The following is a 14157-nucleotide window of genomic DNA, read 5'->3' as shown; positions in this document are numbered from 1 at the left end:
AAGAAAAACCCGCTCATGAGAGCGGGTTGGTGATATTATTTCTTAAAAATGAATGTTAAGGGGAGAGAAACAGTAGAGGATACCGGTTTTCCCTTATCTTCTGCGGGTTTCCATTTTCCTTTCTCTTTGATTCGGTAAAAAGCTGCTTCAATGAATGCATTGACATCCTCGTTATTTCCTTTTACGTTAGGATCAAGAGCATTTCCTTTAGAATCTACCACAAAGGTGAGTGTTACTTTATAAGAATCCGAATAAAAACCTAAAAAATCAAGATTGACAGCTTCGGATAATTGCTTTTGGAAAGCAGCCTTTCCTTTGTCGTACTCAGCTTCTTTGGTAACCTTTGTTTTTACAGGAGGATCTGCTGCAACCATCTTTTTATCATCCAGAGATGCTTTATCTAAAGTTTCTTTGTAAGCTGCAATTTTATCCTCTGTCAGGAGCCATTCTTTCTTTGTTCTTAAATCATTAGGCTTAGGATATTTGTTATACAGAGCCGTTTTCTTTCTCTCATAGCGGGAATCTGCCCTCTGGAATTCAGAAACCTGGGCACTGCCAAAAATAAAAGTGAAAATGAATGCTGATGCTAAGACCTTTTTCATGACTGATTAAGCTTTTACAATATTAATAATGACCTCAGTTGCTTTTTCCATACTTTCTAACGCTACGTACTCGTAGGGCCCGTGGAAGTTGATTCCTCCTGCGAAAATATTAGGGCATGGAAGTCCCATATAAGAAAGCTGGGCTCCGTCTGTTCCTCCGCGGATAGCCTTGATCTTAGGCTCGATTCCAGCTTCAGTCATGGCTTTTGCAGCAAGATCCACAATATGCATTTTACCTTCGAATTGCTGCTTCATGTTTCTGTACTGTTCTTTGATCTCCACTTCAGCAGTTCCTTCACCATGTTTTTGGTTGAATTCAGCTACTTTTTCTTCCATGAATTTCTTTCTGGCCTCAAATTTATCTGCATCGTGATCACGGATGATGTACTGAAGTTTAGCCTCAGAAATATCTGCCGTAATATCCATCAAATGGTAGAATCCGTCGAAGCCTTTTGTTGTGGCAGGTGTTTCGTCAGCTGGAAGCATTTGAGCAAATTCAGCCGCTAAAAGAGCTGCATTGATCATTTTTCCGTAGGCATAACCAGGGTGAACACTTAATCCGTGGATTTTTACCACAGCTCCGGCAGCATTAAAGTTTTCATATTCCAGTTCACCAACTTCTCCACCATCCATCGTATAAGCCCATTCTGCGCCAAATTTAGCAACATCAAATTTATGAGCTCCTCTTCCGATTTCTTCATCCGGAGTAAATCCTACAGCAATTCTTCCATGTTTGATCTCAGGATGAGCAATAAGATATTCCGCAGCGGTTACAATTTCTGCACAGCCTGCTTTATCATCAGCACCAAGAAGAGTTGTTCCGTCTGTGGTAATTAATGTCTGGCCAACATATTTTTTTAAGCTTTCAAATCTTGAAGGAGATAATGTGAATCCTGTAGACTGATTCAAAAGAAGATCATTCCCGTCATAATTTTCCCAAACCTGAGGCTTTACATTGTCTCCGCTGAAATCCGGTGATGTATCATAATGTGAAATAAACCCGATCGTAGGTCTGTCATCGTTTTCAAGGTTAGAAGGAACATAGCCCATAATATAACCGTGTTCATCAATTGAAACATTTTCCAAGCCGATAGTCTTCAGTTCTTCAGTAATATAGTTGGCAATATCCCACTGACGCGGAGTAGAAGGTGTAGTTTCACTTTCTGCATCGCTGGTTGAATATATTTTTACATAGCTAAGAAAACGGTTCAGTAACTTTTCTTTCCACAAAGGGTTGAATTCTATTGTACTCATCAGATATCATAAATTTTAACAAAGTTAGCAAATTTGATGCTGAGAATACCTTATTTGCGATTTAATATCAGTTATTGAAATTATTAATCAGTTATAAATCTTTGAAAATCAAAATAGTGTTAGCTTTGTATGTACAGTATACCAAGTAGTTTAGTTTTATTATATTTGAGAAAATCAAAAAGTAACAATGTTTCTTACCGAATGTCCTAGAGATGCCATGCAGGGATGGGGAGAATTTATCCCTACCGATAAAAAAATAGATTATATCAACTCCTTGATGGATGTTGGCTTTGATGTATTGGATTGTCTGAGTTTTGTTTCTCCGAAAGCAATTCCGCAGATGGCAGATTCTGATGTGGTGGCCGAAAATATCGACAAATCACGTTCCAAAACAAAAGTTTCCGCCATCATTGGTAACTATAGAGGTGCCGAAAAAGCATTGAAACACCAATCGGTAGATATACTTGGGTTCCCGTTTTCTATTTCCGAAACTTTTCAGCACAGAAATACGAATAAAAGTCAGGAAGAAGCTTTCGATGAAATCATTAAAATGCTTGATCTGGTAAAAAGCGAGGGAAAACAGCTTAATATCTACTTTTCAATGGCCTTTGGAAACCCCTACGGTGAAATGTGGAAGTGGGAAGATGTAGATCATTGGGCACAAAGATTCTCTGATATTGGTGTGAAAGATATTTTATTATCTGATACAACCGGTGTTGCAACTCCGGAAACGATTGCTCTTTTGTTTGAAAAAATACCGTCAAAGTACCCTGAAATTAACTTCGGAGGACATTTTCATAACCGTTATGAAGATTCCTATTCCAAATTAAAAGCGGCTTACGATAAAGGCTGCCGAAGATTTGACAGCGCTATCAAAGGAATCGGAGGATGTCCTATGGCGAAAGATGATCTTGTAGGGAATATGCCTACAGAGCAGGTCATCAACTTCATGAGTGTTGAAAAGGCAGACCATAAACTGAACCTTCTGAACTTTGAAAGCTCTTATAACAAGGCGAAAGATATTTTTCATTTTTAAGTAGGAAGAATAAAAAATCAATAGGAGCGGGCTTTAGCCCGCTTTACTATATTGAAATATACATGGCTTTAGCCAAAACATACTTAAATTAACCCCAAAAATCAACAAAATGTCTCCAATCATCTCACCATCCGATCTTAAGAATATTCCAACAGAAAATCTTATCCTTCTTGATGCAAGAACCGGGAAAGATGTAAAGCAGAATTACCTTGAAAAACATCTCAAAGGAGCAAGATTCATAGACTTAGACAAAGATCTGGCTGAAATAGGAGAGGATGCTGCGTTTGGGGGCAGACACCCGCTTCCTTCTGTAGAAAAGTTTGTTGAAACCCTTTCAAATCTTGGCATTTCGGAAGGAGCTCATATTGTTGTGTATGATGATAAAAATGCTTCGAATGCAGCTGCTAGAGCGTGGTGGATGTTAAGATCTTTTGGATTTGAAAAAGTTCAGGTTCTTGATGGCGGAATGCAGGCAGCAGAAAAAGCAGGATTAGAATTTTCTTCGGGAGAGGAAACATTTGATAAAGCTTATTTACTCAAAAAAGATGATTGGTCTCTTCCTCTTTCAAGTCTGGAAGTTGTTGAAATTGAATTGAAAAACGGTTCTTCTACTGTGATTGACGTCAGAGATGCTTACCGTTATAAAGGTGAATCTGAACCGATTGATCTGGCGGCGGGACATATTCCGGGAGCCATTAATATTCCTTTTTCTGAAAATCTTGATGAAAACGGTAATTTTTTGAGTCATGAAATTTTAAAAGAAAAATATAAGCAGTTGTTAGAAAACAAACCTGAGCATCTGATTATTCACTGTGGATCTGGAGTTACTGCCTGTCATACAATTTTGGCTTTGGACTATGCGGGATTTCCCATTCCTGATCTGTACGTAGGTTCATGGAGTGAGTGGAGCAGGAGGGAAGGAAAAGAAATAGCAACCGATATTTAAAATAAAAACCCCGAAAATTTTTCGGGGTTTTATATTATCAAAGGTACTATTTAAAGCATTCCCAGCTCAAACTTTGCTTCTTCACTCATCATATCCTTATTCCAGCTCGGTTCGAAAGTAAGCTCCAAATCTACACTTTTTACGTTCTCTACTTCACCCACCTTATCTTTTACTTCCTGAGGGAGAGTTTCTGCCACGGGACAGTTGGGAGTCGTAAGTGTCATTATAATTTTTACGTCAGCATCATCGGAGATCTGGACATCGTAAATCAGCCCCAGTTCGTAGATATCTACCGGAATTTCAGGGTCATATACGGTTTTCAACACACCAATGATTTCCTCACCAATGTCAGCAATTTGATCGTCTGTAAATTTCATTTTTTAATCTAGATTGATATTCCTTTTCAACAAATCTTCCTGACGCATGCGCCGGAAAACATTTGCCAAAGTTAAGACATCTTTTTCACAATAGTCAACAATTCTCTGCAAGTCTTTTTCTATGTAGTAAATTGATGAAACCATTGAGCCGTCAATATCATCTTTTGGAGTAGGAATTCCAAAAACATGAGCCAGTAGTTCCAGCGATACAAAGCTTTTATAGTCCCCGAACTTCCAAAGCTCCATTGTATCTATGTGAGGAACTTCCCATGGCTTTTTTCCGAACATCTGAAACGGGGCAGGAGGCTGCATTCCATTAATGAGATAGCGTCTTGCAATCCACGGAAAATCAAATTCTTTTCCATTATGTGCACAGAGAATCACATTGTAAAGCCTTGGGCTGTTGAAGATTTCTCCAAATTCCTGAAGCATTTTCTTTTCATCGTGCCCAGAAAAGCTTTTTATTTTTAACGTTTCATTCTTTTCAACCATTCCGATGGTGATGCAGATGATTTTTCCAAACTCGGCCATAATACCGGCTCTGTCATAAAATTCTTCTGCAGAGACATCTTCTTTGCGCTGAAATTTTGTTTTTTTATCCCAGAGATACTGATCGGTTTCGGACAGGTCGTCCCAAGATCCGGCCTGCGGAACGGTCTCAATATCAAGGAATAAAACTCTTTCTAAAGGTATGCTTTGTATCATATTGTGTTTTGTTGGTCTATCCTACCTGCATTCCGTTTTTTGTGGGAAGTGAAGGGGTTAAAAGCGTGACATCACTTTTGTCTTCACCATATAATCCCAGTACAAGACACTCACTGAAGAAGTTGGCAATCTGTTTTTTAGGGAAATTTACCACGGCTAGAATCTGTTTGCCCACAAGCTCTTCTTTTTTATAAAGAGTAGTGATCTGTGCAGATGATTTTCGGATTCCCAAGTCTCCGAAATCAATCTCAAGCTGGTAAGATGGGTTTCTTGCCTTTTCAAAATCGTTTACAGAGATTATCGTTCCGCATCTGATGTCTATTTTTTCAAAATCTGCCCAGGTGATGTCTGGTTTTACTGTCATGGTAATTCGTTAATTAAATGTTCTACTTCTGTTTTCTGTTCTGCATATTTTTGTTGTAGCATAGAGCCTTCCCCCATTCTTTTATAATATTCCAGAGCTTTACCGCCGAAGAATTTTTTATGAAAATCCGAAACTTCCGGTATCTGCGGGAATACTTTATGAAAAAGCATCTCATAATACGCCTGAAATTCTCTCTCATTTTTGTCTTCAATGACCTGCCCCGGAGCTTTTTGTCTTACATGAAGCATTTCGTGGGCCACCATATTCAGAACAAGGTTCAGGTCAAAATCAAATAAATTTTTGGGGATCATTACTGTCTGAGGCCCTCCCAGGTCGCCTTCTGCTGTAAGAAGCATCGAAGTGGGCGATAATTCCTGCCTAAATCCGAACCCTGCAAAGTTTTCATGCTCCAAATCGAAAGAATGGATCAGGTATTTTGCTGCATCCAGAATCTGATCATGTTCTTTATAGGCTTCAAGGTGTAAATTGATCTGTTCGAAATTCATCTGAAATATGTTTAGTAACAAATGTATTAAAATATTGAGAATACACAGAACGATTGCTTAAAAATGAAAATGATAACAGAATATATTTAAACAGCATACAAAATCCCGTCTTTAAAAACGGGATGTTACTGAATATAGGCTAAAAAAATAAATTAAGGATGTTCATTTCTCGCCCTGATGACCAGATTGACTAAATCTGAGCCGCCACTTGCAAAATTATCACTTGGATTATGGGCACTTTGAGTAGCCACAGCATATGGAGAGCCGTCCCAATATCCCCAGAAAGGACCTCCGCTTTGTCCAGGCCATATATCTGCTTTATGGCTCATGCTTTCGTTGTCATCAGCACTCCAGAAATCTCCGTCCAGGGCAATACCTGTTTGGTACGTTGGTCTTTGCGTTCCTGTAAGGTCTCCCGGATAACCTGCATGAGTCCAGTAAGCTCCTCCATCCCAGGAATCTGAGTAGGATTTTGAACCTAACCAACCTGTACTGTTTCCGATAGGTCTGTCTAAGACAATCACTACATAATCATATTGGATCTCTGTAGAGTCGATGGTAGGGCCAGCTACTTTATACTTGTAATAGGTTAAGGTACCCCAAGCCGTTCCGTAAGGAGCGCTTCCGTTATAATACATAGGGGTGAACTTAAGCCATCCTGTTGTATTATTAGGCTGCCAGTCTACAATATGAGAGCAGGTAAGAAGGTGTCTTGGCCCGATCATTACGCCGCTTCCTGATCCTAGAGAACTTTCTACTCTGCCTACACATCTCCAAGGGTAAGCTGTAGAATTGTATACTTTTCTCTGATCCGTTCCGAAAATTGTTCTTGCATTTTCAGGAGTCAGGAAAGAATCTCTTTCAATGAACTTAGGTTTACGGTCTTTTTTAGGTTCCAGTTTTGGGCTGTATTCAAAATCGGCATGGGTAGGGTAGAAATGATCGGTTTCCAGAGCACGGTTTTCTGCTGTTTTTTCATCCATAGGCATTCCTATGGTCTTCATTCCTTTCGGGAAAGTTCTTCCGTTAATGGTTTCCATAGCTGGGCGCTGGCTGAATAATTTTTCAATGACAGAGGGTTTTTCAGTGGATTTTGCTTTAACGGTTCTGAGTCTTAAAACCTCTTCAGCGGTCATGGGGTTGTTGTTTTCAATTTTTGACATGATTATTATTTTTAATCTAGTGTGTTCCTACTCTTTTGATGGCTTTTCGGATTCCGCCGGTATAGTTTTATGGTTAAGTGAATATTTTTTGTGAAAATTCGGCAGTAATGCTTTCAGTTTGATTAATTTGAGCTGCTCCCATAGCTGCTAATGCAATGGCAACTTGTTTGTCAAGTGTTTTTCGGACGATATTTCCGTTGGTAGCACGAAGTATTTTACAGAAATGATAAGTGAAGTACCCGCGTATCTGTCCGCTGATATTACCTTCCATAGATACCTGATTGTCCTTCGCTGCTGCCCACAACGTGTGGTTCATTCCGGCAACAGGAATCAGTGCTTTGGTAAGAACGGTTGATTTTTTTGAACTTTTAGAAGCCTCCATTTCACTGGCGTAGGTCAGATAAAACTCATCTTCCAGCATTGGAGGAATATAACGGGCGGTTTCGTTAAGAAGATCTGCTTCCAGTCCCAGATCCATTTTTCGGGTTCCTGTTCCGGAATAACAGCAGTCGAAGATGACTTCCATATTCACTCCGGCTTTTAGCTTGCTGAGAACAGTTTTAAAATCATCATCACGAATAACCCCTGCACTGGCATAATCGTGCGGGCAAATCGCTTCGTCTAAGCCATCCAGTTCCAGATCTGTTCCGATATTCGCCACTCTGGTTCCGTGACCTGAATAATAAAAAACAAGAGAATCTCCTTTTACACTGGTGCTGATCATGGATTTCAGATAGTTTAATATATTCGCTCTTGTGGCATTTTGATTGGTCAGGATTTTAATCTTTGCAGGGCTGAATCCGCAGATAACCAGCGTGTTTGCCATATCTCTCGCATCATTTACACAGCCATTAAGATCCGGACCTCCGTATCCGATGGGTGCATAATCATTAATACCTACGATAAGTGCTTTTTTCATTGTATTAGTTTTAAAAATATTCCCTACTCTGTTTCGGCTTTTCGGGTTCTGCCTTTTCGTGTTTTTTTCTATGACAAAATTCCATCATTCTGAAGGACAAAAACAGAGGAGAAAACCGTATTTTGAAAAAGGGAAAACACCTTTTGAATTGTAAATGAGATTGTTATGTAATTAAAAATCCGGCAGCTTGAAAAGCTGCCGGATCCGTAATTAAAATGCAGGAAGTTTTTTACAGAATAATAAATCAGTTTAAAATGCTGGAATATTCAATCAGCAAAGGTTATGTTTCAAAGCGAAAAGTACCAGCCCTGCTCTGTTTTTTATATCCAGTTTTACAAAAACGGAATCTCTGTAGCCGTCAATGGTTTTAGGACTCAGGCACATTTTGTCAGCGATCTCCTTGTAAGTAAGTTCGCTGCATGCCCATTTTATAAACTCTTTCTCTCTGTCTTTCAGTTCTGAGAGGAGAGAAGCATTTTTCATTTCCTCTGTTTTTACTTTCAATAATTGTTGGGCGACAAAATCCGTATAAAAGCTGCCTTTCTCAAATACGGTGTCAATAGCCTGAAAGAGAATAGAAGGCTGCATGTCTTTTAGCAGATATCCTTTAGCGCCGGCTTTCAGCATTCTGATAAGAACCTTTTCATCATCATCCATCGTCAGGGCAATCACTTTTATTTCCGGATAGTTTTCGGTAAGCCATTCGGTGGTTTCAATACCGTTTTTATAAGGCATGTTAACATCCATCAACACTACAGCAGGCAATTCGGACGCGTTTTCTATACCTGCAATAAAATCTTCACCATTAGGGTGATTCATAATGACTTTATACTGAGTGTTTTCCGTAATCATATTCTCCAGCGCTTTGGAGATTAAAGTATGATCATCAACGATCGCTATGGGAATAGTTTTCATAATAAATTTTTGTGATAGGTTATCAGAGTTTGTGTTCCTTTATTCAGTTCTGAATGTATAGACATTTCCGCATGAATCAGCTTAGCTCTCAGCTCCATATTTTTTAATCCCGAGCCGTCCTGAATACTGTTGATATCAAAGCCTTTTCCATTATCAGAAATACTGATGTGTAATTTCTCACAGTCGTCTTCTATCTTTATCAAAACATTTTTGGCTTTGGAATGCTTCAGAATATTGTTGATGCTTTCCTGAACAATCCTGAAAAGTATCAGACCATGTTTAGGAGTGATATCAATATCCTGTTTTTGAGTCACGAATTCTATTTTTAGTAATTTCAGTTTCTTGATCCTGCTGACCTCTCTTTCAATAGATTCTGCCAGTCCGAAATGAATAATCTGTTCGGTGATAAGTGTTTTAGAGAGGTTTCTGATATCCTGTATACATTCGCCAAGCAAATCATTCAGTTCGATGAGGTCTTCTTTTTCGGAGCTTTTTAATTTGGTAATCAGCTGGTTTTGTCGCAGCCGGACTACAGAAAGTTTTTGCCCCAGATCATCATGCAGTTCCTGTCCTATATAGTTGAGAGTCTGTTCTTTCATCTCTACCTGTGAAGTAGCCAGTTCCTTTTCAAACCGGAGATCTTTTTCCTTTTGCTCAATCACCAGTGTTGTTTTTTTCTTAATAAAGATCACGTAAATGAAGATCATTGTTAAAACAACGATGAATAAAGTAACAGTAAAGATGATGACCAAATTATTCTCTTCCATATTGATGAAGTATTTATCGGGTTCTTTCCTGTTTGTTTCTGATTAAGCCAAATATCAGGATACTGTTACTGATCAGATTCAGCATAAATAAAATGAAGAAATAAATACTTTCTGAAACCGTAGTTCTGAAAAACAGAATCGGAATGCTTCCGATAAAAAAGATCAGCAGAGCCACGGATATCCAGAAAGGCAGATAATTATTAATTCCCAGTATCTTATCGGAGTTAAAAGTCTGATACAGAAACAATATAATAGAAAATAAGAGCAGGAGAATATCTACATACAGCATAGTAAAAGAAAAATGATGAAGCAGATCATCCTCTGTGTAAAACATGAAAGCAATATTAAGGACAAAAAGAATCAGAATAATAAACTGTAACTTTTTGAGCAGCGGAGCGTACAGTAATTGGTAATAATACAGTAGATACAAAAAAAAGACAATCATCAAAAAGCCAATTACATAAAAGACGTCCGTAGGCATACCTGTAAACCGATAGTAGAAATAACAGAAAATATCAATCAGGGAAAACAACAGATATCCAATGATAAAAAATAAATTTTCCTTTCCGGTTTTTCTATATTTCAGGATCATTACAACCATTACTAGAATGGAGATGATCATCGAAACCTGTTTCCCTGTATCAATATTCCAGTTCATAATATGGTGTTTTTTTAAGGCATTGTTCCTGATAGCGCTTTTGGCGGCGGTGCCAGATTGGTCATGTTCATAGATTCTATTGAAGGCACATCTGTATTTTCTTCAGTGGAGGCAGATCTTGATTTAGCATTGGTTCGGTTCCGTTGTTGAGCGGTAGGAACTAAAAATATAGTCTGATAGCCTGCATATTCCGGCTTTGCCATTCTGTTTTTTGGATGATTCATAGGGTATTTCCCCATATAAATTCTGATTCCCGGATTTTTTAATTTTTGTTTTTTGGCGTTTTCTTTTACATACTTGATATATCCTTCCATATCTTCCAGTGAAAACCAGTACCATCGGGAGTCGGGTTCACCATTTCTGGACTTCATAAGAACTTCATGATTGGTTCTGGTGTATTCATCAAAAAGAACTCTTCCTTCACGGTAGCTGATCAGTTTCTTTTTATAACTGTTACTCACGGGTTCTTGAGGTGGTTCAGAGCAACGGGTGCAGCTAAACAGGCAGAAAGCCAGAATGAAAGCGGCACACAACGGACTTAAAATCTTAGTAAAAAAGGGAGTTTTCATTTGTATGGTGTTTAATTTATGGAACAAAATTAGCTAACAGCACAACTATAAAAAAGAGGGAAAACACTGTTTTTATCCTTTATTAAATTTACGACTTTTTGATATTCAGTTGAATAGAGTGTGCATATTTGTTTTTTAAGGATAAGATGTTCCCGTTATGTTCATTAAAATAGAAAAATTGCCCTCTTTTTACATCTCCTGAAATCATGCGTAAAAACATGACCGGAAAATTATTTCCGGTCATGTTAAACAAGATTAAGTGTAAAATTTAGCCTTTAAAGGCAAAAAGGATCATTCAAATGTGTACAGATTTTTATTGACCTTAATCTATGTTTAGGGGAATTGATAGTAATGGTATTTTATTTTTATAAGCCATAATAGCTGTTTTGCTACGGTGAAATAGAGATTCTATCAGGTTGTATTGGTAAGGAACCATAGTAAGAAGATCAGGATTGCTGAGTTTTATTTCTTCTTCAATGGCTTTGATCACTTCGATGGACTGAATCATCTTAAAGCTGTATTTAATATCATCCAGATCGTAACCGGAGTTCAGGTCAATATCACGCATCACTTCGGTAAATTCTTCCAGTCTTTCACTCACATTAAATACTTCAATCTCAGCATCAAATTCATTAATGAAAGCATAGATTTCGTTCAGGGCAGACCACGTCACGCTTTTGTGAGTATCATAAGCAAAAAGAATCTTACCGATTCCTGTATATTCTATATGGGAAGGAATAATAAGGATCGGTTTTTTAATTCTGTGAATGGCCCTTGTAACACTATTTCCTAAAAGCTTCTGCTCAATCGTTTTTTCTCCCATTCCCATGACTATAAAATCACAGTCCTGAAGCTGTATGCAATTTTCAAGCTGTTCAATGAAATTGCCGGATGCCAGATGATAGCCCGTTTCAATAGCGTAAAGAGTTTTTAATTCAGTAGCTTTATCTTCCAGTTTCTGCTGATTTTTAAGAGTCTGGTTATAGAAAAAGTCAGCCGAAGCCTGTGCATTCAAAGCATGAATAGAAACGGTTTGCAGATTAAAAAGCGTGATCCTGTAATTATGCTCCTTTGCCATAGATGCAGCATAATGAGTGGCATTTTCAGCTTCCTGGGAAAAATCTGTGCAGACAATTATTGTTTTCATTGTACCGGATTTAGTATTGCAAAACTATGGTACACAGAAGTTCACTGATCATAAAAATAACGTGACATTGCATAAAATGATGATGAAATGTCTTTTTCAGGTGATGAAACGTCACATCCATTTGAAGTCTGCTATTTTACGTTTCATACACGGTTTTGGCGGTCTCGTCTAAAATAGAAGGTTGTCGTCAGAAATCTATTTCTATATTTACATTCATAAAATCCCCGATATGAATAGGGTTTCTACCATCAGAAAAAAAATTGTACGTTATAAGAAAGTTCTTTCTGCCATGAAGAGAAGACTCGTGATCTGGGCAGTAGCAGTAGTCACCTTCTGCGTTTTTTCTTATCTTATTGATCCTTTTGATCCTGTATGGAAAGAGTATCTGGATGCTCCGCTCAGGATGATTCTGGAAGATGCAACATGGATTGTCTTTTTCTCTATTATTATTTCGGAGGTAAGTATATTTATAGACAGAACACTCAACAAATTGCTCCCCTGGAAAGACAGAACCATAAAACGTCTGCTCATTCAGTGTCTGCTTCAGATTGTGGGAAGTGTCATGATTGTAATTATCATTAATGCAATCGTAGACTGTACCTCAGTCACATTACCGGAAATGGACTCCCGAAAAGAATATACTCTCCTGGGACAGTGGATCGCAACCAATATTGTAATATCATTGATTATCAGTGCATTTAATACTGTAGATTATTTATTGGAAAACTGGAAAAAAACAGCAGTAGAAGCTGCTCAGCACAAGTTAAGAGCTTCCAAGCATAAACAGGCTGCTATGGCTGCTGAACTTCAGGCACTTAAGCTGCAGATAGATCCTCACTTTATTTTCAATAACTTAAGTGTATTGTCAGAACTCATCCTGGAAGACCAGCAGTTGGGTTATGAATATTCTGAAAAATTTGCAAGGGTTTACCGGTATCTGTTGGTCAATTCCAAAAAAGATATCATTGCGGTAGATGAGGAACTCAAATTTCTGGAATCCTATATTTTTTTAATTGAAAAAAGAATTGGAGAAGGGGTTGTATTCAAGATAAATATTGATGAAGAGTACAAATCCAGATTTACTCTTCCGCTGTCATTACAATTACTGGTTGAAAATGCCATTAAGCACAATCAAACCTCCAAAGCCCATCCCCTTGAAATTCATGTGTATACCGATTCTGAAGAAGAATTGGTGGTCTCCAATACATTCCTGCCTTTGATCAATAAGCCGGATTCCTCAGGAGTAGGACTTACCAATATTATTGCACGATACGAAATTTTAGGATATCCTAAACCCGTAATCGAAAAAACAGAAGATAAATTTATAGTAAAACTACCATTGATATGAAAATTAATAAAGTTTTAATAGTTGAAGACGAAAGACCCAATGCAGACAGATTAAAAAGACTGTTGTTGAAACTGAGACCCCATATCGAAATCCTTTCTGTAGAAGACTCGATCACCTCAACAGTACACTGGCTGGAAAATAACGTTGTGCCGGATGTGATCATGATGGATGTAAGGCTGGCAGACGGGCTTAGTTTTGAGATATTCAATAAGCATGAAGTAAAAAGCGCTGTAATATTCACCACGGCATATGATGAATATGCAGTACAGGCCTTCAAATACAACAGTGTAGATTACCTTCTGAAACCCATTGAAGAAGAAGAGCTGGATGCTGCATTAAAACGCTATGAAACCTTTATGGAAGCCGTTCCGGTAGTAGGAACAGCCATTGAAGGACTGCTGAACTATATTCAGCCAAAAGATTACCGAAAACGATTTCTGATCGCTCACAGAGATGGGTATAAAACCGTGCTGGCAGAAGATATCCTGTACTTTTATACCGAATTGGGAATCAGTAAAGCCATGCTGAATACAGGAGTAGTTGAAAATGTTCCGCAAACGTTGGAAGAGCTTGAAAAGCAGTTAGATCCCAAATTCTTTTTCCGGGCCAACAGACAGTTCATCATTCATATCAATTCCGTAAAGCAGATTTTCAACCATTTTAATGGAAAATTAAAGCTGGAACTGAGAAAACAGCCTGATATGGAAGTCATTGTAAGCCGGGAAAAAGCCTCAATTTTTAAATCCTGGATGGATTATTAATTCTAAAAAAATATAGTGGAGATTGTTTTTACAAGAGCAATCTCTTTTTCTTTTTATTAATTTCTCATTAATGATTTCACTCTTATTTCCGCCTGAAAATCTCTTTTTTTATCACAATTA

The 14157-nt window shown here is 38.0% G+C and carries 17 protein-coding genes; 4 read left to right on the top strand and 13 right to left on the bottom strand.

The features are described 5' to 3' along the window. Nucleotides 1-35: 35 nt before the first annotated feature. Nucleotides 36-602: an energy transducer TonB gene (locus BLW74_RS13975; RefSeq protein WP_089693151.1), complete on the bottom strand. Its 567-nt coding sequence runs from the start codon at nucleotides 600-602 to the stop codon at nucleotides 36-38. 6 nt (nucleotides 603-608) lie between these two features. Continuing rightward, entirely contained in the window at nucleotides 609-1856 is a 1248-nt protein-coding gene (pepT, locus tag BLW74_RS13970; RefSeq protein ID WP_089693149.1) for a peptidase T, read from the bottom strand. A gap of 187 nt (nucleotides 1857-2043) precedes the next feature. Here pepT and BLW74_RS13965 point away from each other — a divergent pair, with 187 nt between their 5' ends. Then, the gene (locus BLW74_RS13965) at nucleotides 2044-2892 is read left to right on the top strand and encodes a hydroxymethylglutaryl-CoA lyase (RefSeq protein WP_089693147.1); all 849 of its coding nucleotides are present in this window, start codon (nucleotides 2044-2046) and stop codon (nucleotides 2890-2892) included. A gap of 109 nt (nucleotides 2893-3001) precedes the next feature. Further along, nucleotides 3002-3838 (top strand): sulfurtransferase, encoded by an 837-nt coding sequence (locus BLW74_RS13960; protein ID WP_089693145.1) that lies wholly within the window; start codon nucleotides 3002-3004, stop codon nucleotides 3836-3838. A 50-nt stretch (nucleotides 3839-3888) separates the two neighbouring features. Here BLW74_RS13960 and BLW74_RS13955 read toward each other — a convergent pair whose 3' ends face one another. The 11 genes from BLW74_RS13955 to BLW74_RS13905 all read right to left on the bottom strand — a co-directional run bounded on the left by BLW74_RS13955 (nucleotide 3889) and on the right by BLW74_RS13905 (nucleotide 11928). After that, the gene (locus tag BLW74_RS13955; protein WP_089693143.1) at nucleotides 3889-4215 is read right to left on the bottom strand and encodes an SUF system Fe-S cluster assembly protein; all 327 of its coding nucleotides are present in this window, start codon (nucleotides 4213-4215) and stop codon (nucleotides 3889-3891) included. A 3-nt stretch (nucleotides 4216-4218) separates the two neighbouring features. Then, nucleotides 4219-4920, bottom strand: coding sequence for a 3'-5' exonuclease (locus BLW74_RS13950; RefSeq protein WP_089693141.1), 702 nt, complete (start codon nucleotides 4918-4920; stop codon nucleotides 4219-4221). A gap of 16 nt (nucleotides 4921-4936) precedes the next feature. Beyond that, complete coding sequence (locus BLW74_RS13945) at nucleotides 4937-5284, bottom strand: tRNA-binding protein (protein ID WP_089693139.1); 348 nt, start codon at nucleotides 5282-5284, stop codon at nucleotides 4937-4939. Beyond that, nucleotides 5281-5790: a hypothetical protein gene (locus BLW74_RS13940; RefSeq protein WP_089693137.1), complete on the bottom strand. Its 510-nt coding sequence runs from the start codon at nucleotides 5788-5790 to the stop codon at nucleotides 5281-5283. The genes BLW74_RS13945 and BLW74_RS13940 overlap by 4 nt, the downstream gene beginning before the upstream one ends. Before the next feature lie 152 nt (nucleotides 5791-5942). Then, complete coding sequence (locus BLW74_RS13935) at nucleotides 5943-6953, bottom strand: trypsin-like serine peptidase (RefSeq protein WP_089693135.1); 1011 nt, start codon at nucleotides 6951-6953, stop codon at nucleotides 5943-5945. Nucleotides 6954-7026: 73 nt separating this feature from the next. After that, entirely contained in the window at nucleotides 7027-7872 is an 846-nt protein-coding gene (locus tag BLW74_RS13930) for a caspase family protein (RefSeq protein WP_089693133.1), read from the bottom strand. A 270-nt stretch (nucleotides 7873-8142) separates the two neighbouring features. Continuing rightward, a complete protein-coding gene (locus tag BLW74_RS13925; protein ID WP_089693131.1) occupies nucleotides 8143-8787 on the bottom strand; it encodes a response regulator transcription factor in 645 nt (214 codons plus the stop codon). After that, nucleotides 8784-9554, bottom strand: coding sequence for a sensor histidine kinase (locus BLW74_RS13920; RefSeq protein WP_089693129.1), 771 nt, complete (start codon nucleotides 9552-9554; stop codon nucleotides 8784-8786). Before BLW74_RS13920 ends, BLW74_RS13925 begins: the two co-directional genes overlap by 4 nt. A gap of 13 nt (nucleotides 9555-9567) precedes the next feature. After that, nucleotides 9568-10212 (bottom strand): hypothetical protein, encoded by a 645-nt coding sequence (locus BLW74_RS13915; RefSeq protein WP_089693127.1) that lies wholly within the window; start codon nucleotides 10210-10212, stop codon nucleotides 9568-9570. A gap of 14 nt (nucleotides 10213-10226) precedes the next feature. Then, on the bottom strand, nucleotides 10227-10781 hold the full coding sequence (locus tag BLW74_RS13910; protein WP_089693124.1) for a hypothetical protein: 555 nt from the start codon (nucleotides 10779-10781) through the stop codon (nucleotides 10227-10229). 322 nt (nucleotides 10782-11103) lie between these two features. Then, nucleotides 11104-11928 (bottom strand): universal stress protein, encoded by an 825-nt coding sequence (locus BLW74_RS13905; RefSeq protein ID WP_089693122.1) that lies wholly within the window; start codon nucleotides 11926-11928, stop codon nucleotides 11104-11106. Nucleotides 11929-12157: 229 nt separating this feature from the next. Here BLW74_RS13905 and BLW74_RS13900 point away from each other — a divergent pair, with 229 nt between their 5' ends. Then, nucleotides 12158-13276, top strand: a complete 1119-nt coding sequence (locus tag BLW74_RS13900; protein WP_089693120.1) for a sensor histidine kinase — start codon at nucleotides 12158-12160, stop codon at nucleotides 13274-13276. Beyond that, the gene (locus tag BLW74_RS13895) at nucleotides 13273-14037 is read left to right on the top strand and encodes a LytR/AlgR family response regulator transcription factor (protein ID WP_089693118.1); all 765 of its coding nucleotides are present in this window, start codon (nucleotides 13273-13275) and stop codon (nucleotides 14035-14037) included. The genes BLW74_RS13900 and BLW74_RS13895 overlap by 4 nt, the downstream gene beginning before the upstream one ends. The last annotated feature ends 120 nt before the right edge of the window (nucleotides 14038-14157 follow it).

The organism is Chryseobacterium culicis, from assembly GCF_900108365.1.
In the GTDB taxonomy this organism is placed as follows: Bacteria; Bacteroidota; Bacteroidia; order Flavobacteriales; family Weeksellaceae; genus Chryseobacterium; species Chryseobacterium culicis.
Note: the sequence above shows the minus strand (reverse complement) of the source record. Positions and strands in the feature narration are given on the sequence as shown.

What these genes read in the sequence shown, in the direction of transcription:
- BLW74_RS13940 (WP_089693137.1), bottom strand. Translation starts at nt 5,790, where the DNA reads ATGAATTTCGAACAGATCAATTTACACCTTGAAGCCTATAAAGAACAT.
- BLW74_RS13945 (WP_089693139.1), bottom strand. Translation starts at nt 5,284, where the DNA reads ATGACAGTAAAACCAGACATCACCTGGGCAGATTTTGAAAAAATAGAC.
- BLW74_RS13955 (WP_089693143.1), bottom strand. Translation starts at nt 4,215, where the DNA reads ATGAAATTTACAGACGATCAAATTGCTGACATTGGTGAGGAAATCATT.
- BLW74_RS13920 (WP_089693129.1), bottom strand. Translation starts at nt 9,554, where the DNA reads ATGGAAGAGAATAATTTGGTCATCATCTTTACTGTTACTTTATTCATC.
- BLW74_RS13975 (WP_089693151.1), bottom strand. Translation starts at nt 602, where the DNA reads ATGAAAAAGGTCTTAGCATCAGCATTCATTTTCACTTTTATTTTTGGC.
- BLW74_RS13930 (WP_089693133.1), bottom strand. Translation starts at nt 7,872, where the DNA reads ATGAAAAAAGCACTTATCGTAGGTATTAATGATTATGCACCCATCGGA.
- BLW74_RS13925 (WP_089693131.1), bottom strand. Translation starts at nt 8,787, where the DNA reads ATGAAAACTATTCCCATAGCGATCGTTGATGATCATACTTTAATCTCC.
- BLW74_RS13960 (WP_089693145.1), top strand. Translation starts at nt 3,002, where the DNA reads ATGTCTCCAATCATCTCACCATCCGATCTTAAGAATATTCCAACAGAA.
- pepT (WP_089693149.1), bottom strand. Translation starts at nt 1,856, where the DNA reads ATGAGTACAATAGAATTCAACCCTTTGTGGAAAGAAAAGTTACTGAAC.
- BLW74_RS13965 (WP_089693147.1), top strand. Translation starts at nt 2,044, where the DNA reads ATGTTTCTTACCGAATGTCCTAGAGATGCCATGCAGGGATGGGGAGAA.
- BLW74_RS13900 (WP_089693120.1), top strand. Translation starts at nt 12,158, where the DNA reads ATGAATAGGGTTTCTACCATCAGAAAAAAAATTGTACGTTATAAGAAA.
- BLW74_RS13935 (WP_089693135.1), bottom strand. Translation starts at nt 6,953, where the DNA reads ATGTCAAAAATTGAAAACAACAACCCCATGACCGCTGAAGAGGTTTTA.
- BLW74_RS13895 (WP_089693118.1), top strand. Translation starts at nt 13,273, where the DNA reads ATGAAAATTAATAAAGTTTTAATAGTTGAAGACGAAAGACCCAATGCA.
- BLW74_RS13910 (WP_089693124.1), bottom strand. Translation starts at nt 10,781, where the DNA reads ATGAAAACTCCCTTTTTTACTAAGATTTTAAGTCCGTTGTGTGCCGCT.
- BLW74_RS13905 (WP_089693122.1), bottom strand. Translation starts at nt 11,928, where the DNA reads ATGAAAACAATAATTGTCTGCACAGATTTTTCCCAGGAAGCTGAAAAT.
- BLW74_RS13950 (WP_089693141.1), bottom strand. Translation starts at nt 4,920, where the DNA reads ATGATACAAAGCATACCTTTAGAAAGAGTTTTATTCCTTGATATTGAG.
- BLW74_RS13915 (WP_089693127.1), bottom strand. Translation starts at nt 10,212, where the DNA reads ATGAACTGGAATATTGATACAGGGAAACAGGTTTCGATGATCATCTCC.